Consider the following 19,147-nt stretch of genomic DNA (forward strand, 5'->3'; position numbering starts at 1 on the left):
TGCTCGAGGGGGCAGACTTCCTTAATAGGTGATGTGCTGCTTGCTCCAGGCAATCGATTCCTTGAACTGGCGAACGAGTTCTTCCGCCGGACTGGTCAAGGAATAGGCAAGTCCATGGACCTTTTCCGACATCTGTTGCAAGACGAGTCCGTCTTCAATCAATTCCTGCAATTGTTCGAGAATCTGACCGTGCGACTGATCGAGACGTTGTTCAATCTCACCAATCGTCAGCGCCCCATCCCGCAGGATATAGATGACACTCGACTTGAGACTATTTTCGAAATTGTGCTGAAACTTTTGGAGGGCCAATAAATCAGCCTGTTCTTCTACGTGACGTTGATCCATCTGACACATACCCCTTTCGTGACACAATCGACTACTCTTTCAGTATGACCGAACTGTCCTGAAAATTCAAAGTCAGTCTTTTGTCGTCACGATTGTATTAAACGTCTTATCGTCTTCTGCGATAACCATCTTTTTTTGCGACCGCAGGTGATATAGACGACGGATGTTCAGGATGACGACCTTCATGACCGCGTAGAATGGAACACCGAGCAGGACACCAAAGAATCCGGCGATGTTTCCGGCGACGAGCAGAACGATGATGATTGTCAACGGGTGGACATCAAGCGTTTTCCCTTGGACGAGCGGTGACATGATATGCGAGTCGATCTGTTGGGCGACCGTCATGACGATGACCGCATAGACGGCAAGAATCGGATCCTGGATGAACCCGACGATCAAGGCGGGTACGACGCCGATGACCGGACCGAGGAACGGGATGATGTTCGTCAATGTCGCAAACAACGCGAGCAACAGCGCGTAATCAATTCCGATGATCAAGTAACCAATATAGGCGATGATCCCGACCCCGATACTGACGATGACCTGGCCACGGATGTAACTCATGATCGTTAAATGGACATCATGCAGAATCTTTTTCGTTTCCTTATGGTATTCAAACGGCATCATCTTGACGAGGTTGCCTTTCAACTTATCTCCGTCTAGTAGCATATAGATCAACATGATCGGAATGATAATAACCGTCACGACCGTCGTCGTGATGACGCTGACGACACCGCCGACACCGGTTCCGATATTTTTCAGGAACGATGACGCATATTCCGAGACGCTTCCGGAAAACTTATTAAACAGGTCATCTTGTCCGCTGAGGAAACGTGAGAAGAAGGCACTGTTTTCAAGTTGATCCCGGACATCAACCAGTTGACGCTGAAACTGGGAAGCGAGTGTTGGAATCGAATTGACGAATTCCGTAATCTGATCCGACAACATCGGACCAAAGATGAATCCGAGCGTCGTCAGGATACTAATCAAACCTATCAACACAATGATGACAGCAGGACGCCGTTTCATCCTCTTCTCGAGCAGCTCGACAATCGGCAATAGGACATAATACAGAATACCGGCAATCGCGAGTGGTGGAACGACCATCTGCAATAAAATCGCAATCGGTCGGAACAGGAACGTCACGTGGTTGCCGATCCAGACGATGATCAGCAGTGTCATGATCCACCAGGCACCGCGGTACCATTTGTTCTCAAACATTTTTTGCATCTTGTCACTTCCTTATGATTAAAATGAGGGCTTCTCCTTCATTAGATTCCCTTTATCCCGACTCTTCTAATCCTTATTTTCAAAAAATAGTTGAAGGGTTGTTTATTCGATTTCTTCCATAAAAATTGATTACTTTTTTATTCATTCTACAAATCTAGTAATTAAAATATCTTTTTTGCATCTTTGCGTGTTAAAGTTTGATGAATGCCTGTTTTATTAAGTAAGATAAAAATGCTGGATTAATTCTTTGAACCTTAGAAAATAATATACGGAGGATAAACAAGTGAAATGGATTAATCAAAAAATCGGTCGCCAGTTGATGTTTGCCTTTTATATGGTTTTCATCGCGCTCAGTCTGACATCAGCTATCGTCTATAACTATACAGAACGAAAGATCGACCAGACGAATGCCGCGTTCGATGATTTACGGGAACGCCGAACGAATGCCAATACATTAGCCAACGAATGGACACTTGTGCAGAGCAATGTGAAATCGTATGTGCTGTTCGGTACACCAGAAATACTCGATACGATCAAAGCGAACCAACGGGAAATTAATCGTTTGACGACCTGGTTCGAAAAAAATGCGATTTACGAACAAGGAAAGGAATACGCTATTGCGACCCGAACATTTTACGACGATTACTTCGGGACCGCCCTCCCCTTGTTGACGGAATATGTCACCGGGAAGAAACAAGGTTCAATCGACGAGACATTCCTCGATCCGAAAACACTTGCTTCCTTATCGAATGGTGAAGATTTATTTAATGAGAACGGCACATTAAAAGGATCAAACAGTCAATTGACGACAAATACGGATGCTGCCGGCATCGATACTTTACTTGCCAACTACCTGACCTTGATTCAAGATAAAGAGACACAGGCAAAGACCAGCTTATTGAGCGAGATGCGGGTCGCCCAGTTCATCTGGCTGTCGAATCTCGTCGTTCTAATCATCATCCTGTTGCTGCTCGTCCGTCCGTTCATCAGCCGGGTGACGAAGCAGGTCAACACGTTATCGCGTGACAGCGCTCTGCTCGCCAGTGGTGAGGATATCAATACCATTCCGTTACCGAAACGGCATGACGAGCTCTATACACTGACGACATCGTTTAACCGGATGGCGACGTCGATCGCCGACAATAAAGTCCATATGCTGTCGAAAAATGAAGAGCTACAAGCGCAGCAAGAAGAACTCGTCGCCCAGCAGGAAGAACTGCAGGCGCAGCAAGAGGAACTCGAAGAGGCACTCGAAATCACGTTGCGCAGCGAACAGCATCTCAAATACCGCAATGAACTGACGGAGACACTTGCGTCACGCGAGACATTAACGGCGTATCCGGAAATCATCGAAAAGCTCGTCGCCATCACGCACTCCGAAATCGGTGCCCTGCTGTTCCTCGATCAGCATGACGTCCGCTCGACGATTGAGTACGGGATGACGGAAGAGATGGTCGGTCAGCTCGTCAAGGACGATCAGTCCCTGTTCCACCGGGCCCGCGTCCTGAAACGACCGGTCCATTCGTCGAAACAAGTTGCCCATGATAGTCCGTTGCCGTATCCGTACTATATGTATGAGGTCGCCGTTCCGATCCTTGATCCGAATGAAGAACAGATCATCGCCTGTGTCTACCTTGTCCGTTACCGGGATGCGTTCACACCGGAACAGATGGGTGACATCCTGTCGTTCTCGCACCAGTTGTCGCTCTCGCTGATGCGGATGGGGATTTATGAAAAAATGATGCACGAGAAAAATAAGACCGGCCAACTCCTGAACTCGATTCGCGAAGCCGTCGTCTACATTGAACATGAATCAGATGAACTGCTCGTCAATGAACCATTGATGAAACTTTTCCCGGAAGTCCAGACGGAATACCAGGACGAAAGTAATCTCTCGTCGTTCCGCCAGGCGATGTCGGCCCTCTCTGCCATCATCGATGAGCCGGAACCGTTCGAACAGTATATCGAACAAATCGTCGAACAGAATCTGCCGAAAGAGAGTCTTGTCGTCTCGATCCGCTCGCAAAGTGCCTACATCCAGATTTATGCGGAAAAAATCCAGATCAATCAGGTCTGGGTCGGCACGATGCTCGTCTTACGGGATGTCACGAAGGAAACGGAAGCGGACCGGATGAAAGAAGAGTTCGTTTCGACAGTCTCCCATGAACTCCGGACACCGTTGTCCTCAATCTATGGTTTCACGGAACTGATGCTCAACCGGGAAATCGATTCCCTGAAACAACGGAAATACCTGACGACGATCCACTCGGAGACGGGTCGCTTAACGACACTCGTCAATGACTTCCTCGATGTCCAGCGGATGGAGTCGAGCGAACAACGGTATCAGATGGCGACGTTCGATCTCGTCCAGCTCGCAAGCGAACTGATTGATTTCCACGACGCCTCGCACACGACGCACCAGTTGTCCTTTGAAGCGGAAGGTCCAATCATGATTGATGCCGATGCGGAAAAAATCAAACAGTTGCTGAACAACCTGCTCAGTAATGCAATCAAGTATTCACCGGATGGCGGCGATGTCGCCATTCAAATCGAGAACAACGACGGCTTCGCAGAAATTACGATTCGGGACCAGGGAATCGGGATTCCGCAAGAAGCGATGTCGAAGTTGTTCGATAAGTTCTACCGGGTCGACAATTCGGAAACCCGGAAAATCGGTGGAACCGGACTCGGTCTATCGATTTGTAAGGAAATCGTCAAACATCATAACGGGACGATTGATGTCGAATCGACGATTGGTGCCGGATCGACGTTTACGATCCGTTTCCCGATTGCGGTCATCTCGACCATCCTCACGTACGAAGAATAAGCTGACGTGCCTTTGTCATCAGACAGGGGCACGTTTTTTTGTCAGGTTACGGACCGCTGCAGGACGGGTATTGGGAGAAAGAGCTGAAAAACGAAGGGAGTTTTATTGATGGCATTAGGATGGATTGGATTAGGTCATATGGGAGTACCGATGGCGTTACGTCTCAAACGGGCCGGACACCCGGTCAACGTCTATAACCGGACGGTCGAGAAGACAGCGTCCCTCGTCAAAGAAGGGGCCGTCGCACTGAAGTCGCCCCGCGCCGTCGTCGAACAATCGGAGATTATCTTCGTCATGCTGGCGGATGGTCCTGCCATCACTGCAGTCTTTGAACAGGAAGACGGTCTGCTGACAAGTGCGCTGTCGGGGAAGACCCTCGTCAACCTGAGTACCATTTCACCGGAACAATCGACTTCATTTGCGGAACGTGCCGAACAGGCCGGGGCGACGTATATCGAAGCACCGGTCTCAGGATCCGTCGGGGTCGCTGAAGCCGGTCAACTCGTCCTGTTACTCGGCGGAGATGAACAGGCGATCGCCGCATGTCGTCCCTACTTCGACATTCTCGGGAAGGAAAGCATTCACTTCGGAGCACATGGAACCGGGAGTTCAGCAAAACTTGCCATCAATCTACTGCTGGGTCTAGTCGGTGAAGGAGTCGCCGAGACCTTATTGCTCGGCGAACGCGCGGGACTCGACAAAGAAAAGCTTCTCCAGCTGATTGGTGCTTCCGGAATGAACACACCGCTTTTCCAGGGCAAACAAACGATGTACCGGGACGAACAATTCCCGCCTGCGTTCCCGCTTCGCCTGATGGCAAAGGATCTCGGATTGATCACGGAAGAAGCGAAACGATTGACGCTCGACCTGCCACTGGCCACGACGGCAAACAAGCAGTACCAACATGCTTTAGAGGATGGTCACGGTGACGAAGACATGGCGGCGATTTATCTCGCGTTGAAAAAAAACTAACAGCATCTACTGAGATCATCAGTACGCACAGAAAAGAGGGGGACGGATTTTTAACATCCGGCCCCCTCTTTCATCTATCCAAATATACAATTTCCGCTTATTTCAGCGACGTCACGATGCCCATCATCTGGTCCGATGTCGTCAGGGCTTTTGAATTGAACTGATAGGCCCGCTGAATCTGCGTCAAGTTCGTCATCTCCGTCGCCATATCGACATTCGAGGTCTCAAGTGTTCCGACCGTCAACGGATTCACGGTTGTCGTGTTCTGGTATTGTCCCGTCGCGGTAAAGAGTCCGCCTCCGACATCCGTTAATTCCCCGTGGTTCGGAATATCAGCGACGCCAATCCGGGCGAGTACACGCCGTTCCCCGTTCAGGACACCGGTGATGTTGCCATCCTTGTTCAGTTCAATCGAAGTCGCATTGTCCGGGAACGTGATTGGTTCGTTCGCCTGATTGATGACCGATCGTCCGGCATCATCCGTCAACAAGACTTGACCGTTTGCCTGCGGTGACAATTCAAAATTGCCGTCGCGTGTAAATTTCGTCACGCCGTCCGCATCAATCACGCCAAAGAAATGATGGGGATTGCTGAGGGCCGCATCCAGCTTGCGCCCGGTATTTTGGAACGTCCCGGTTGCGAAGCGTGTCGCTTCATTGGCGACGTATCCGCCGACACCGAGTCGGAGACCAGCAGGTGTCGTCAGCGGTCCGGTCGTCAGTCCCGCCGGTTGGTTATTCAGATTCCGGACGAGCAGTTCATTGAACTGGGAATCCCGTCGTTTGTATCCGTTCGTATTGGCGTTCGCCAAATTATGCCCCGTCGTATCAAGCTGTTTTTGAAGCTGAGCCATCGTACTGGCCGATGTATAAAGTGATTGCATGAATTTCCTCCTTGATTAACGGACGCGTCCGATTTCCGAGACTGCTCTTTCAGCGGTCCGGTCATAGGCCTGGATGACTTTCTGATTGGCTTCGAATTGACGGAGACCGGCGTTCATCTCTGTCATCGTCTGTTCGACTTCGACATTCCCGAGTTCGAGCACTCCTTGATCGACTTTGACGGCACCGGCGTTTAACGCGTCCGGCGAACGGAACAGACCGTTCCCGGTCCGTTCAAGCGTCTCCGGCTGATTCGTCACGACAAGACCGAGGTTACCGATGGCTTGACCGTTCCCGTCCGTGACGGCACCGTCCGCACTGACAACAAAATCTTCATTGACGACGTTCAGCGGTTGACCGTCTTCACCGAGGACAAGATCATTTTCCGTCGTCCGCAGGAGACCGTCCTGTCCGACGGCGAACTGACCGTTCGTCGTATAGAGTGTCTCTTCTTCACCGGTCGCAGGATCGGCATGCCGGATCGTAAACAGGGCTGCTCCTTCAAGCGAACTGATTTGAATATCCGTTGCGTTACCTGTCTCTGTAATCGAGCCGAGAGCGAAGTTCGGTGTCGCGGCCTGCATGAAAACACCGGTCGCAAGTTTCCCGACTGTCCCGCGGGAGCGGACACCGGATTGTTCGTTGACGCCCGACTGCTGGATCATCATCTCCGGAAAGGTCCGGAGGGACGCCTGATCGGCCCGGAAGCCCGGCGTCCGCGCGTTGGCCAGGTTATTACTTAACATTTCTTGTTGCCGTTGTAACGCCTGCATCGCACCAGACGCCGTATACATTCCTCGTAACATATGTGTTGGCTCCTCATTGACTTATTGTTCAATTCTGTTCCTTAAGTATATCGGTCAATTTTTTGGAAATTCGATGTTTTTTTCAAAATAAGGCAATGAATCTCGTAGATGCATCGAAAGGCCTACCCCTGTTGTTCAAAAACATTTGCTTATTTTTCAACAGACACGATATGTCTAAATTCCATAAATTGTTATAATCGACCTATAACGACACTAATGAGGTGAGTTCATGCCTTTCTTCAAAAAGAAGAACACAGAATCCTTCATCAACGGCTCCTTGGATTTTAAACAATTGGTCGACGCGACCCACTTTCTCGAAAATCATCCGGATGCGGTCTATATCTTGAATTTAGAAGGAGAAATCGTCTCTTACAATCAAAAACTGTCCCTGCTTCTCGGCTATGGTGGGAAACAACTTCACCATCAACATTTCAATGAGTTCATCACACCGACCGAAGCGAAGCGGAGTACGCCGCTTAAACAACGGATTTTGACGGATATCATCCATCTGAAAACACTGATTGAACCGCTCGCCGTGACCGAACTCGAGAACGGACTGTTTCACTACTCGGCCGACTATAAAATCCGCGCCCAGTCGGGACAAATCATGAAGGTGCTCGAAACATCCGAACAACTGAAGCTGGATAAATTCTTCATGTTATCCTGACGTTGCTACATCAAAAAGGCGGTCCCGATGCAGAATCAGAACCGCCCTTTCGTATGCTTTAAGAATGTTTTTTACTGAGGACAGCCGTTTGCGTCCGTTCGAGCACCGCGTTCGTGATGACAATCAGACCAGTGAACAGGAACAACGCTTCAAAGCCGAAATGACCGGCAATCTGGCCACCGGCAAGTGGTCCGAGGAAGTTCCCCATGAACTGGGCCGACTGGTTATATCCGAAAATCCGACCCGACGCATTCGCCGGCGTATGTTTCCGGAGAAGCGCCTGGACCGACGGCATCAAAGCGGCAGTCGCAAAGCCGATACCCATCCGTAAAATGATCAATTGACTCGTATCCGTAACGAATGCTTGCGGAATCAGGAAGGCGGCGAAAATCAGTAAGGCGAAGAACAAGACGCGTTCCGCCCCAATTTTATCCGACAGCCGACCGAGCCGCTGCGCGGCAATCAAGGCCGCAATCCCTGGAGCCGACGCGACGATACCGGACAGTAAGGCCAATCGTTCCGTACCAGGACTAAGTTCCCGGACGTACAGCGATAGAATCGGACTGATCGATTGTGCTGCGAACTGAATCAAAAACGTCGTCAAAAAGAGACTTAAAATCAGTTCCGGATGACGTAACGACTGGATGATTTGTTTCGCTGACGCCATCTGCTTTGTCTGAAGCGGCACGAATTCTTCTTTGACGAAGAAATACGTGACGAGGAACGTCAGGAAGAGCGGAATGCTCGTAAAGAGAAAAACGGGTCGAAGCCCAATCATATCGGCAAGGAATCCTCCAATCAGAGGTCCGAGTAATCCACCGGCAATCCCACCGGTCGATAATGTACCGAGCGCCCAGCCACTTTTCTCTTTTGGTGTTTGTGACGCAATCAAGGTTATTCCGGCAGAGATGAATCCGGAGACGGCTCCCATGACGAGTCGTAAGAAAACGAGTTGATACACATCTTGAACGAAGCTGATTAAGAACATGACGATCGACATACCGAGACTTGCCCGCAGTAACATCAACTTCCGGCCTTTTTTATCGGCCAAACGTCCCCAAATCGGTGAGACGATTGCTGCGACGAGGAAAGTTGCACCAAACGCTACGCCGGACCAGGTCGTGATTTCCTGGCGTCCGTGGACACCAAGTTCTTCAATGAATAAGGGCAAAAACGGTAAGACTAAACTTAACGCGGCAGCAGTCAAAAAACTACCGATCCATACGACGACTAAATTTCGTTTCCACAATGGCATTGTGGCATCACTTCCTTTTTAATGGTAATTCCGTTTCAATTCAACAACTTCTAATATACACTTCATAAAGTGAAATGTCTAGGATTTGAACTGATTCTTAGGACTCTCGTACTTTCGGCTTATATCCAAATTGCACCGGACGACCGATAATAAGATAACTTAAGTATAGGGAGTGAACGATATGAAACGCCTCATCATCAGTTTGATTTGTCTTACGATGGCCGCTACACTTCTACCTGCCAGAACCGAAGCGGCCGTTACCGTAACGCGTCATACCGTAATGTGGTCCATTCCTGAAGCGAAACAAATTTCAACGAAAGTCACACAGCTGGCAAACAGACAGATGAAACGTGTCTACCTGCATGTCGCTGTCGAGGGTGACCGAACTCTCTACCGCACATTCGTTGAAAAAGCCCATCTTGCCGGGATCGAAGTCTATTTCTTGTTCGGTCAGCCTGCATGGATTACGAATGAAGGGACGACGAACCGGCCGAACGTCGAAGATCCGTTAGCCTGGATCAATGTCTATCTTCAAGAAACAATGGAACGTCCCGATGGCATCAGTGTCGATCTCGAGCCTTATGCCTTACCGGCCTGGGAAACGGATCAAGCAGCCGTTATCTCCTCTTATCAACGTCTGTTGACAGCTTTTCACGATGTCAGTGCGTCGAAACGTCTTCCGTTGCAACTGTTCCTGCCGTTTTGGTTCCATACCGTTCCGGATACTTCCGGACAACCGCTTAGCGAATGGGCAATGGAACTGGCCGACGAAGTCACTTTAATGAGTTACCGGACCGTCTACGGCGGCGGAAACGGTCTCGCTGCGATTACGATGACCGACGCGCTCTACGCCGCCAGTCATCAACATCGTCTGTCGTATGCTCTGGAATTCACGGAACTGCCGGACACACCAAGTATCACGTTTTACGGACAGACGCGGACCGCCCTCAATCAGCTCGTCAATCAAACGATGAACAGTTCCCTGCCGCCAAGTGCGATCGTCTATCATGATTTTGATGCGTATCAGGCCTTCATGCGCAGTACGCAGTGATTTTTACTTTTCGCTCCATTAAAAAAAGGTTCATTTCCATTGTGGAATGAACCTTTTTGATTCGTCTTATTTCCCTAAATGATCAAGCATGATCCCTGTCCCGCGTGCAACGCATAACATCGGATCTTCTGCGATCAAGACCGGAAGTCCAAGCTCTTTCGCCAGCAACTGGTCGATGCCGTCAAGTAATGCTCCGCCACCCGTCAGGATGATCCCGCGGTCGATGATGTCTGCCGCAAGTTCCGGTGGTGTTTTCTCGAGGACACGTTTTGTTGCTTCAACGATTTCCATTGCGGCTTCCGCCAATGCTTCATGCATCTCCTGCGATGAAATCGTGATGTTGTCCGGGAGTCCTGTCACGAGATTCCGGCCACGAATGTCCATCTCTTCCTGACGCCCCTCATCTGAAACGGTCGCGACCGTCATCTTGACGTTTTGAGCCGTCCGTTCCCCGATGATGAGTTTATGGTTATCTTTGATCGCACGGATGATGTCGTGGTCAAACCGATCCCCTGCTACTTTGATCGTTTCACCGCAGACGATATCGCCCATCGACAGGACCGCGACATCTGTCGTCCCGCCACCGATATCAATGACCATGTGACCGGCCGGCATCCAAATGTCCATACCCGCTCCGACGGCTGCGACTTTTGGTTCCACTTCAAGGAAAACTGTTTTCGCGCCTGATTTTTCACCTGCTTGACGAATCGCTTTCGCTTCGACCGTCGTGATGCTGGCCGGTGTACAAATCAACATCCGGACTCCGCCGAACATACTTCTCACTTCAATTTTATCGATGAAGTGACGTAACATCGCTTCCGTCATCTCGAAATCAGCGATGACCCCATCGCGTAATGGACGGATGGCAACGATGTTACCCGGTGTTCGGCCGACCATTTGGTGGGCTTCCGTTCCGACCGCATGAATTTTGCCTGTTACTTTATCAATAGCGACGACTGACGGCTCGTCGAGTACGATTCCCTTACCTTTTACGTGAATGACGACATTCGCCGTCCCTAAGTCAATTCCGATATCCTTTGTCAAAAACATCTCGCGTGATCTCCTTTATCCACTGGCTATTATTCCAAAATTTAGAACGTCGCTTGGACGTCTAACCCATTTATGTATACATACCTTTCAATTCTAGCACAGGGAAACAAAAAGAGACGACTTTCTTTTTGAGAAAGTCGTCAAGAATGTATTGGAATGAAATAATAGCTTAAAGCTTCGTCGCTGCTGTCTCTTCGATGGCGACTGTTTCTTCCGTGATGCGTTCGACATCTGCGCCGAGTGCTTGTAATTTAAGATGGAAATCAACGTATCCGCGATCAATGTGATGCAAGGCACCAACACGTGTTTCGCCTTCTGCAATCAATCCTGCCGTGACAAGTGCTGCCCCTGAACGAAGGTCCGTTGAAAGGACTTCTGCGCCTTGAAGCTGGATGCCGCCTGTGATGATGGATGAACGTCCTTCGATCTTGATGTCAGCGTTCATACGACGGAATTCTTCGACATGCATGAAACGGTTTTCGAAGACTGTTTCCGTGATGACAGAAGTGCCTTCTGCTTTTAAGACCAACGCCATCATTTGCGCTTGAACGTCTGTCGGGAAACCAGGGTGTGGCATCGTCTTGACATCAATCGCAACGAGTTTCTTCGGTCCGACGACACGAAGTCCTTCTTCTGTGTCTGAGATTTTAACACCCATCTCTTCCATTTTCGAGATCAATGGACGAAGGTGTTCACGCTCAGCACCGATGACTTCAACGTCACCTTCCGTGATGGCAGCTGCAATCATGAATGTACCGGCTTCGATCCGGTCTGGAATGACATAGTGGTTGCCACCGTGAAGTTTTTCGACACCTTCGATGCGAATCGTCTCTGTACCGGCACCGCGGACTTTTGCGCCCATTGCGTTCAGGAAGTTTGCGAGATCGACGATTTCCGGTTCTTTCGCGACGTTTTCGATGACTGTCGTACCTTCAGCAAGTGTCGCTGCCATCATGATGTTTTCTGTTGCACCGACTGACGGGAAGTCGAGGTAGATTTTTGCACCTTGCAGGCGACCGTCAACGTGTGCTTCAACGAATCCATTGCCGATGATTGTTTTTGCGCCCATCGCTTCGAATCCTTTTAAGTGAAGATCGATTGGACGTGAACCAATCGCACAGCCACCCGGCATGGCGACACGTGCACGACCGAGACGCGCAAGGAGTGGTCCCATGACAAGAATTGACGCACGCATCTTCCGAACGTATTCAAGTGGTGCTTCGTCTTTCAATTCTGCTTCTGCATTGACCGAGACTGTGTTTGCTTCAGCATCGAATGTTACTTCTGCGTTCAAGTTCCGTAAGACGTTATTGATGGTATAGACGTCTGCCAAACGGGGAACGTTTTGAAGGACCGATGTACCTTCTGAAGCCAGCAATGTTGCGACCAATGTTTTCAAGACTGCATTTTTGGCACCTTCTACTTTTACCGTTCCAGCTAATTTACGTCCGCCACGGACAACGATTTTTTCCATTACTCATACTCCTCTGCTTTCGTTTCTGTTCTATTATGTTCAATTCGCGATTGGTGTGCATCATAGTTGAAGACCAACGCATGATAGAAGAGAAACACCCTATAGTTAATCTCTCATTCCAAATCCAACACGACTTTTCAGCTTTACAATGGTTACGTTTCTTCATTATAAGAATACTATCCTGTTCCATACTAAATCAGATTGATGATTTAGGGTTTACAACGAAGTTACAAGTTCACCCGACTAAGAACTGGAGACGCTGTGCGAATCCTGAATAGTCGAGCAAAAAACGGGCGATCAGCGAACCGAGCGCAACGGCAAGCAACACACGTAAGACGACAGCCTGTGGTCCTTTCGGATGTTGCAGGAACTTCTCCCACTTGACTGGAAGGAGTGCCCACCAGGCGAAGACAATCGCCGTTAAATAAACGAGCATACTGATTAATGCACTTAAACCGATTGACGTCACTGCTACTGCACCTCTTCTGTTAAGGTTTTTCCAACCTTACCATGATTTCATACAATGAATGATTGCGCAAACAAAAAGGCACAAGATAATTTATTTTATCCTATAAAATATATTATGAAAAGATGATTATGGAAAATTCCACATAATAAGATTGAAAAATGTGTGAAGAGGACACATATATGTCCTTTTACTTTTTTTAGCGTTGTTAAACCTGAATCACCCAACAGATTTGTAAAAGCGATTGTCCTGCAGGAAATCATTGACCTCTCCTCAAAAAAAGACCCGGCTTCCATGACGGAAACCGGGTCTTTTAACTTGGATCAATCGCGACCGTACTCTTTTAGGTTGAGACGGTTGATTGCGCGTTTCAATGAAAGCTCAGCGCGTTTGAACTCAAGATCTGATAATTTCGTGTCCTGGAGGCGACGTTCTGCCCGGACTTTCGCAGCCGAGGCACGGTCGTAGTCGACCTTATCCGCTGCTTCAGCCGTTTCAGCAAGAACCGTCACTGTATCCTGGCGCACTTCCATAAAGCCACCGCTGATAGCGATCAACGTGCGTCCGCCATCTTCGTGGCGCAACTTCAAGATGCTGATGTCGAGTGGTGTTACGAGCGGTACGTGGTGCGGGAGAACCCCGATCTCACCAGATATCGTTTTCGCAACGACCATACGGACATCGCCATCATACACTTCGCCATCCGGGGTGACGATATTGACATGAAGTGTGTTCATCTCAAGTCCCCCTTATGCTTTGTCACTTAGACAAGCGTCTTCGCTTTTTCAATCGCATCTTCGATCGGACCGACGAGACGGAATGCTTCTTCCGTCAAATCATCGTGTTTCCCACCGAGGATTTCTTTGAAGCCGCGGATCGTGTCCTTAACCGGGACGTACGATCCTTTTTGTCCTGTGAACTGCTCAGCTACGTGGAAGTTCTGCGACAAGAAGAACTGGATACGACGCGCACGGTGTACAGTCAATTTGTCTTCTTCAGACAACTCGTCCATACCGAGGATCGCGATGATATCCTGAAGTTCTTTGTAACGCTGAAGTGTTTCCTGAACTTGACGAGCTACGCCGTAATGCTCTTCGCCGACGATTTCCGGTGAAAGGGCACGTGATGTAGAAGCAAGTGGATCCACGGCAGGATAGATACCCATCTCAGAGAGACGGCGCTCAAGGTTCGTCGTTGCATCCAAGTGGGCAAACGTCGTTGCAGGAGCCGGGTCAGTATAGTCATCGGCTGGTACATAAACCGCTTGGATTGATGTAACCGAACCTTTGTTTGTTGACGTGATACGCTCTTGAAGCATACCCATCTCTGTAGCAAGTGTCGGCTGGTAACCAACGGCAGATGGCATACGACCGAGAAGGGCCGATACTTCTGAACCTGCTTGTGTGTAACGGAAGATGTTATCAACGAAGAGAAGAACGTCTTGTCCCTGCTCATCACGGAAGTATTCCGCCATTGTCAAACCAGTCAAGGCAACACGAAGACGTGCGCCCGGCGGCTCGTTCATCTGACCGAAGACCATCGCTGTTTGTTTGATAACGCCTGAATCCGTCATCTCGTGGTACAAGTCATTACCTTCACGCGTCCGCTCACCAACACCTGCGAATACCGAGATACCGCTGTGCTCTTGCGCGATGTTGTTGATCAGTTCCTGGATGAGGACGGTCTTACCTACACCGGCACCACCGAAGAGACCGATCTTACCACCCTTGATGTAAGGAGCGAGTAAGTCAACGACTTTAATTCCTGTTTCGAGGATTTCAACTTTTGTTGAAAGGTTATCAAACGTCGGTGCTTTTTTGTGGATCGGAAGACGTTCCACGCTTGCATCGAGTTCTTTTTCATCAATTGGGTTACCGAGTACGTTGAAGACGCGACCAAGCGTTGCTTCTCCGACAGGTACCGAGATTGGAGCACCAGTGTCCAGTACTTCCACTCCACGGCGTACACCATCCGTAGAATCCATCGCAATGGTACGGACGACGTCGTCACCAAGGTGCAAGGCGACCTCAAGCGTCAAGTCGATAGCCACTTCTTCTACTGTTTGCGGCGTATATTGAATACGAAGCGCGTTGTAGATCTTCGGCAAGTGTCCGTCGAACTTAACGTCGATGACAGGTCCCATGACCGCGACGACGCGGCCTTTTAAACCGAGTTCGTTCATCGTGTTTCCTCCTAGCTATCATTACGCCGAGTGGATTACTGCTGGGCAGCGGCTCCACTGACGATCTCTGTGATTTCTTGCGTGATTGCAGCTTGTCGAGCCCGGTTGTAGACGAGAGTCAATCGACCGATCAAGTCATCTGCGTTATCTGTCGCACTTTGCATTGCTGTCATACGTGACGCATGTTCTGCTACTTTCGCGTCAAGAAGCGCACCGAAAATCAAGCTCTCCGCATAACGCGGAAGGAGTTCAGCCAGGATTTGTTCCTCGCTTGGCTCGTACTCATAAGTCGTCGAAGACGAAGCTTCGATTTCTCCGAGCGGGAGAAGGGTTTCGACTTTCACTTCCTGGCTGATGACAGACATGAAGTGGTTGTAGCACAGCTTGAGTTCGTCGATTTCGCCGAGCGTGAACGCACTCACTGTACGCTTCACGATTTCTGCGACATCGACATACGAAGGAGAATCGTTTAGTCCTGTGATCGCATCCGTGACCGTGATTCCGCGTGAACGGAAGAACTGGACACCGACTTTACCGACCACGAACAAGACGTAACTGTCCGTAGTATGCTTTTCATTGATTTCCCGGTAGACTTCACGCAGCACGTTGGCGTTATATGCACCAGCTAAGCCGCGATCCGATGTGATGACGATATATCCTGTCTTTTTGACAGGACGTTTTTCGAGCATCGGATGGCTAGCACCTGTCGTGCCATTCGCAATGGTTCCGAGCACTTCCTGCATTTTCAGCATGTAAGGCTGGAACTTAGCGCTATGTGCTTGAGCGCGGTTCAGTTTCGACGCCGAAACCATGTTCATCGCTTTCGTGATCTGTTTGGTACTTTTCGTCGAGTTGATCCGCATTTGTATCTCGCGCAACGATGCCATTTCGATTCACCACCTTGTTAGTATCAAGAGTGTTCCGCCGAGTCTAAGAGAAATCCCTTAGACAGTCGGTTGGAACGTTTTCTTAAATTCTGAGATTGCAGTAACGATTTCTTCGTCAGCTGGAAGGTTACCTGTTTTACGGATCTCGTCGCAAAGTTGTTTGCGGTTTTGATCGAGCCAGAGGTTGAGTTCCTTTTCAAAACGACGAATATCTGAAACGGCAACATCATCAAGGTGACCACGAGTCAAGGCATAGATGATGATGACTTGCTTATCGACAGTCAACGGTTGGTTAAGGTCCTGTTTCAGAACCTCTACTGTCCGCTCACCACGGTTAAGCTTCGATTGTGTCGCTTTATCAAGGTCAGATCCGAACTGTGAAAAGGCTTCGAGCTCACGGTAAGAAGCGAGGTCAAGACGGAGCGTACCCGCTACCTTCTTCATCGCTTTCACTTGAGCCGAACCACCTACACGCGATACCGAGAGACCCGGGTTGATCGCTGGACGGACACCTGAGAAGAAGAGATCCGATTGAAGGAAGATTTGACCATCCGTGATCGAGATAACATTTGTCGGGATGTAAGCCGAGATATCCGACGCTTGTGTCTCGATGAATGGAAGAGCTGTTAAGCTACCTGCACCAAGTCCGTCGTTCAATTTCGCTGCACGCTCAAGGAGACGTGAGTGAAGGTAGAAGACATCACCCGGGTAGGCTTCGCGGCCTGGTGGACGCTTCAGAAGAAGCGAAAGCTCACGGTATGCCGCTGCTTGTTTTGAAAGATCATCATAGATGACAAGAACGTGCTTGCCGAGATCCATGAAGTGTTCACCCATCGCTACACCAGCGAATGGTGCGAGGTAAAGAAGTGGCGCCGGCTGTGAAGCTGCTGCCGAAACGACGATTGTGTAATCAAGTGCACCGTTTTTACGGAGTGTTTCAACAACACCACGGACTGTTGATTCTTTTTGTCCGATTGCGACGTAGATACAGATCATGTTTTCTTCTTTTTGGTTGATGATCGTATCGATGGCGATTGACGTTTTACCGGTCTGACGGTCACCGATGATCAACTCACGTTGTCCACGACCGATTGGAACGAGGGCATCGATTGCCTTGATTCCCGTCTGAAGTGGTTCGTGAACCGATTTACGTGCCATAACACCAGAAGCTTTACGCTCGATCGGGTTATAGTGTTCTGTTTCGATTGGACCAAGACCATCGATTGGCATACCAAGCGGGTTGACGACACGTCCGAGGAGTGCGTCTCCTGTTGGTACTTCCATGATGCGGCCCGTACGGCGAACAGAGTCGCCTTCTTTGATTTCAAGGTAGTCACCAAGAATGATGATACCGACGTTGCCTTCTTCTAAGTTTTGCGCCAAGCCCATTGTGCCGTTAGCGAATTCTACGAGCTCTCCCGACATGACGTTGTCGAGTCCGTGTGCACGAGCGATACCATCACCGATTTGGATGACTGTACCTGTCTCGTTCACTTCCATCGTAGAACCGTACTGCGCGATACGCGCTTTAAGCAGGGCGCTGATTTCTTCAGCTCTAATGCTCATGCGTTTCACCCCTATTTTCTTACGCTTTTAACAGCTCACGCTCAAGTCGCGTTAGTTTCGTTTCGATCGTGCCATCATATGTCGTGTAACCGATTTGAACACGAAGTCCGCCGATTACGTTCGTATCAACAACATTTTCTACTTCAAGCGTTTTTCCTGATTTTTGGCCAAACGTTTCCTTCACGTTCGTGAGTTCTTCGTCCGACAGTTTGTATGCACTTGTCACGATTGCTGTTGCAACGTTACGGTGCTCATTCAACAACGCGATGAAATGCTCCGGCAATGACAATACTTCCGGTGCCCGGTCGTTTTCGACCATGACGAGGATCGTATTTAAGACAATCGTATTGAAGCCTGTGAAGCTCGTATGAAGGACTTGCTTCAGCTCTTCTGCAGAAATCGACGGGTTTCCTAAAACCGATGCGAGCTCTGGTGTTGCGTGGAGCACTTCGCCGAGCGTTCGCACATCAGCTTCTGCTTGTTCGAGCACATGGTGCTCAAGTGCAAGATCGAAGAGCGCTTTTGCGTAGCGTCCCGCTACGTGGTCACGCATTAGTTCGTGCCCTTAGTGTCAGCGAGGAATTGGTCGACGAGTGCACGTTGTGCCGCTTCGTCTGTCGCAAGCTGTGTTTTCATGACGTGGCGTGCTGCAGCGATTGCTTGAAGAGCAACATCGTTCTTCAAAGCAGCTTGTGCTTCAGCGCGTTCACGTTCGATTGCACGGCGAGCTTCTTCCTTGCTCAATTCTGTTTCGACACGTGCCTGCTCCATCGCACGTGCTTGTTCTGCCTCAGCTTGACGGCGTGATGCTTCTAACAGGTCACGTGCTTCCGTACGTGCCTTGTTGAGTTCTGCTTGTTGTTGTTCTACGTAGACTTCAGCGTCTTTCCGGCTTTTTTCAGCCGAATTGATCTCGCTAGCCACATGCTCTTCCCGCGCTTTCATCATGTTGACGAGCGGGCCCCATGCGAATTTCTTCAAGAGGATGAGGAGCAAGAGGAAAACGACGATCGTGACGATCATGTTAGCAAGTAAGAGGTGACTACTTTCGCCGCCTGCTTCTGCCGCAAGATACGTGAGATTCATTCGATTACACTCCCCTCGTGGTTGGTCCTACTTCTAATATCTACATAAGGGAGCCGCAGCCCCCATGACGGTTCACTCTAGTGGAACGAATAACGCCCTATGTAGCTCAGTTCTTGGTACGTAAAATTAAATACGGATTAAGAGTTGAGGAGAAGGAAACCGACCGCTACACCGATGATTGGAAGTGCCTCAACGAGACCGATACCGATGAACATTGTTTGACGAAGTTCGTTTTTGAGTTCTGGCTGACGTGCTTGTCCTAATACTGTACCGTTTACGATAAGACCGTTACCGATACCTGCGCCGAGTGCGCCGAGTCCGATGATGATCGCTGTTGCAATAAGTTCCATTATGAATTGCCTCCCTAGATTGTGTTCGAAATTTGGTCGTGCGATTATCGGA

Annotated in this window: 19 protein-coding genes; 4 read left to right on the forward strand and 15 right to left on the reverse strand. The window is 49.5% G+C overall.

Annotation, left to right across the window (positions count from 1 at the left end):
- Nucleotides 1-21: 21 nt before the first annotated feature.
- Both AC3IRK_RS13720 and AC3IRK_RS13725 read right to left on the reverse strand, forming a co-directional pair.
- Entirely contained in the window at nt 22-345 is a 324-nt protein-coding gene (locus tag AC3IRK_RS13720; protein WP_131502387.1) for a winged helix-turn-helix transcriptional regulator, read from the reverse strand.
- A 72-nt stretch (nt 346-417) separates the two neighbouring features.
- Nucleotides 418-1,575, reverse strand: a complete 1,158-nt coding sequence (locus AC3IRK_RS13725) for an AI-2E family transporter (protein WP_131502388.1) — start codon at nt 1,573-1,575, stop codon at nt 418-420.
- 283 nt (nt 1,576-1,858) lie between these two features.
- Between AC3IRK_RS13725 and AC3IRK_RS13730 the strand changes: the two genes are divergently transcribed.
- Together AC3IRK_RS13730 and AC3IRK_RS13735 are read left to right on the forward strand one after the other, a co-directional pair.
- Nucleotides 1,859-4,402 carry a HAMP domain-containing sensor histidine kinase gene (locus AC3IRK_RS13730; RefSeq protein ID WP_214855917.1) on the forward strand — a complete coding sequence of 848 codons (2,544 nt, stop codon included), beginning with the start codon at nt 1,859-1,861 and terminating at the stop codon, nt 4,400-4,402.
- Between the two features lie 108 nt (nt 4,403-4,510).
- The gene (locus AC3IRK_RS13735; RefSeq protein ID WP_426354199.1) at nt 4,511-5,374 is read left to right on the forward strand and encodes an NAD(P)-dependent oxidoreductase; all 864 of its coding nucleotides are present in this window, start codon (nt 4,511-4,513) and stop codon (nt 5,372-5,374) included.
- Between the two features lie 97 nt (nt 5,375-5,471).
- Here the strand turns inward: AC3IRK_RS13735 and AC3IRK_RS13740 are convergent, their stop codons facing one another.
- Nucleotides 5,472-6,257, reverse strand: coding sequence for a flagellar hook-basal body protein (locus tag AC3IRK_RS13740; protein WP_131972091.1), 786 nt, complete (start codon nt 6,255-6,257; stop codon nt 5,472-5,474).
- Nucleotides 6,258-6,272: 15 nt separating this feature from the next.
- Nucleotides 6,273-7,061, reverse strand: coding sequence for a flagellar hook-basal body protein (locus tag AC3IRK_RS13745; RefSeq protein WP_131502392.1), 789 nt, complete (start codon nt 7,059-7,061; stop codon nt 6,273-6,275).
- 229 nt (nt 7,062-7,290) lie between these two features.
- Here AC3IRK_RS13745 and AC3IRK_RS13750 point away from each other — a divergent pair, with 229 nt between their 5' ends.
- Complete coding sequence (locus tag AC3IRK_RS13750) at nt 7,291-7,728, forward strand: PAS domain-containing protein (protein ID WP_426354202.1); 438 nt, start codon at nt 7,291-7,293, stop codon at nt 7,726-7,728.
- Between the two features lie 58 nt (nt 7,729-7,786).
- Here the strand turns inward: AC3IRK_RS13750 and AC3IRK_RS13755 are convergent, their stop codons facing one another.
- Complete coding sequence (locus tag AC3IRK_RS13755; RefSeq protein WP_131502393.1) at nt 7,787-8,983, reverse strand: multidrug efflux MFS transporter; 1,197 nt, start codon at nt 8,981-8,983, stop codon at nt 7,787-7,789.
- 181 nt (nt 8,984-9,164) lie between these two features.
- On the opposite strand from AC3IRK_RS13755, the gene AC3IRK_RS13760 reads away from it, so the two are divergent.
- Complete coding sequence (locus AC3IRK_RS13760) at nt 9,165-10,034, forward strand: hypothetical protein (protein ID WP_489170107.1); 870 nt, start codon at nt 9,165-9,167, stop codon at nt 10,032-10,034.
- A gap of 66 nt (nt 10,035-10,100) precedes the next feature.
- Here the strand turns inward: AC3IRK_RS13760 and mreB are convergent, their stop codons facing one another.
- The 10 genes from mreB to atpE all read right to left on the reverse strand — a co-directional run bounded on the left by mreB (nt 10,101) and on the right by atpE (nt 19,095).
- Nucleotides 10,101-11,084 carry a rod shape-determining protein MreB gene (gene mreB / locus AC3IRK_RS13765; RefSeq protein WP_026827353.1) on the reverse strand — a complete coding sequence of 328 codons (984 nt, stop codon included), beginning with the start codon at nt 11,082-11,084 and terminating at the stop codon, nt 10,101-10,103.
- 169 nt (nt 11,085-11,253) lie between these two features.
- The gene (murA, locus tag AC3IRK_RS13770; protein ID WP_114597338.1) at nt 11,254-12,558 is read right to left on the reverse strand and encodes a UDP-N-acetylglucosamine 1-carboxyvinyltransferase; all 1,305 of its coding nucleotides are present in this window, start codon (nt 12,556-12,558) and stop codon (nt 11,254-11,256) included.
- A gap of 235 nt (nt 12,559-12,793) precedes the next feature.
- Complete coding sequence (locus tag AC3IRK_RS13775) at nt 12,794-13,027, reverse strand: DUF1146 family protein (protein WP_012371538.1); 234 nt, start codon at nt 13,025-13,027, stop codon at nt 12,794-12,796.
- A gap of 320 nt (nt 13,028-13,347) precedes the next feature.
- Entirely contained in the window at nt 13,348-13,761 is a 414-nt protein-coding gene (locus tag AC3IRK_RS13780; protein ID WP_012371539.1) for a F0F1 ATP synthase subunit epsilon, read from the reverse strand.
- A 26-nt stretch (nt 13,762-13,787) separates the two neighbouring features.
- Nucleotides 13,788-15,206, reverse strand: a complete 1,419-nt coding sequence (gene atpD, locus AC3IRK_RS13785) for a F0F1 ATP synthase subunit beta (RefSeq protein ID WP_114597335.1) — start codon at nt 15,204-15,206, stop codon at nt 13,788-13,790.
- Between the two features lie 35 nt (nt 15,207-15,241).
- Nucleotides 15,242-16,093 (reverse strand): ATP synthase F1 subunit gamma, encoded by an 852-nt coding sequence (atpG, locus tag AC3IRK_RS13790; RefSeq protein ID WP_012371541.1) that lies wholly within the window; start codon nt 16,091-16,093, stop codon nt 15,242-15,244.
- Nucleotides 16,094-16,150: 57 nt separating this feature from the next.
- Nucleotides 16,151-17,659 carry a F0F1 ATP synthase subunit alpha gene (gene atpA / locus AC3IRK_RS13795; RefSeq protein WP_012371542.1) on the reverse strand — a complete coding sequence of 503 codons (1,509 nt, stop codon included), beginning with the start codon at nt 17,657-17,659 and terminating at the stop codon, nt 16,151-16,153.
- Between the two features lie 19 nt (nt 17,660-17,678).
- Nucleotides 17,679-18,212 carry a F0F1 ATP synthase subunit delta gene (locus AC3IRK_RS13800; protein ID WP_131502395.1) on the reverse strand — a complete coding sequence of 178 codons (534 nt, stop codon included), beginning with the start codon at nt 18,210-18,212 and terminating at the stop codon, nt 17,679-17,681.
- Nucleotides 18,212-18,745: a F0F1 ATP synthase subunit B gene (atpF, locus tag AC3IRK_RS13805; RefSeq protein ID WP_131972087.1), complete on the reverse strand. Its 534-nt coding sequence runs from the start codon at nt 18,743-18,745 to the stop codon at nt 18,212-18,214. The genes AC3IRK_RS13800 and atpF overlap by 1 nt, the downstream gene beginning before the upstream one ends.
- 137 nt (nt 18,746-18,882) lie before the next feature.
- Nucleotides 18,883-19,095: a F0F1 ATP synthase subunit C gene (gene atpE / locus AC3IRK_RS13810; protein WP_012371545.1), complete on the reverse strand. Its 213-nt coding sequence runs from the start codon at nt 19,093-19,095 to the stop codon at nt 18,883-18,885.
- Nucleotides 19,096-19,147: the final 52 nt, after the last annotated feature.

The organism is Exiguobacterium sp. GL_137 (assembly GCF_057834585.1).

What these genes read in the sequence shown, in the direction of transcription:
- AC3IRK_RS13740 (WP_131972091.1), bottom strand. Translation starts at nt 6,257, where the DNA reads ATGCAATCACTTTATACATCGGCCAGTACGATGGCTCAGCTTCAAAAA.
- AC3IRK_RS13735 (WP_426354199.1), top strand. Translation starts at nt 4,511, where the DNA reads ATGGCATTAGGATGGATTGGATTAGGTCATATGGGAGTACCGATGGCG.
- mreB (WP_026827353.1), bottom strand. Translation starts at nt 11,084, where the DNA reads ATGTTTTTGACAAAGGATATCGGAATTGACTTAGGGACGGCGAATGTC.
- AC3IRK_RS13755 (WP_131502393.1), bottom strand. Translation starts at nt 8,983, where the DNA reads ATGCCATTGTGGAAACGAAATTTAGTCGTCGTATGGATCGGTAGTTTT.
- AC3IRK_RS13780 (WP_012371539.1), bottom strand. Translation starts at nt 13,761, where the DNA reads ATGAACACACTTCATGTCAATATCGTCACCCCGGATGGCGAAGTGTAT.
- atpD (WP_114597335.1), bottom strand. Translation starts at nt 15,206, where the DNA reads ATGAACGAACTCGGTTTAAAAGGCCGCGTCGTCGCGGTCATGGGACCT.
- AC3IRK_RS13745 (WP_131502392.1), bottom strand. Translation starts at nt 7,061, where the DNA reads ATGTTACGAGGAATGTATACGGCGTCTGGTGCGATGCAGGCGTTACAA.
- AC3IRK_RS13800 (WP_131502395.1), bottom strand. Translation starts at nt 18,212, where the DNA reads ATGCGTGACCACGTAGCGGGACGCTACGCAAAAGCGCTCTTCGATCTT.
- atpA (WP_012371542.1), bottom strand. Translation starts at nt 17,659, where the DNA reads ATGAGCATTAGAGCTGAAGAAATCAGCGCCCTGCTTAAAGCGCGTATC.
- atpE (WP_012371545.1), bottom strand. Translation starts at nt 19,095, where the DNA reads ATGGAACTTATTGCAACAGCGATCATCATCGGACTCGGCGCACTCGGC.
- atpF (WP_131972087.1), bottom strand. Translation starts at nt 18,745, where the DNA reads ATGAATCTCACGTATCTTGCGGCAGAAGCAGGCGGCGAAAGTAGTCAC.
- atpG (WP_012371541.1), bottom strand. Translation starts at nt 16,093, where the DNA reads ATGGCATCGTTGCGCGAGATACAAATGCGGATCAACTCGACGAAAAGT.
- AC3IRK_RS13725 (WP_131502388.1), bottom strand. Translation starts at nt 1,575, where the DNA reads ATGCAAAAAATGTTTGAGAACAAATGGTACCGCGGTGCCTGGTGGATC.
- AC3IRK_RS13750 (WP_426354202.1), top strand. Translation starts at nt 7,291, where the DNA reads ATGCCTTTCTTCAAAAAGAAGAACACAGAATCCTTCATCAACGGCTCC.
- murA (WP_114597338.1), bottom strand. Translation starts at nt 12,558, where the DNA reads ATGGAAAAAATCGTTGTCCGTGGCGGACGTAAATTAGCTGGAACGGTA.
- AC3IRK_RS13760 (WP_489170107.1), top strand. Translation starts at nt 9,165, where the DNA reads ATGAAACGCCTCATCATCAGTTTGATTTGTCTTACGATGGCCGCTACA.
- AC3IRK_RS13720 (WP_131502387.1), bottom strand. Translation starts at nt 345, where the DNA reads ATGGATCAACGTCACGTAGAAGAACAGGCTGATTTATTGGCCCTCCAA.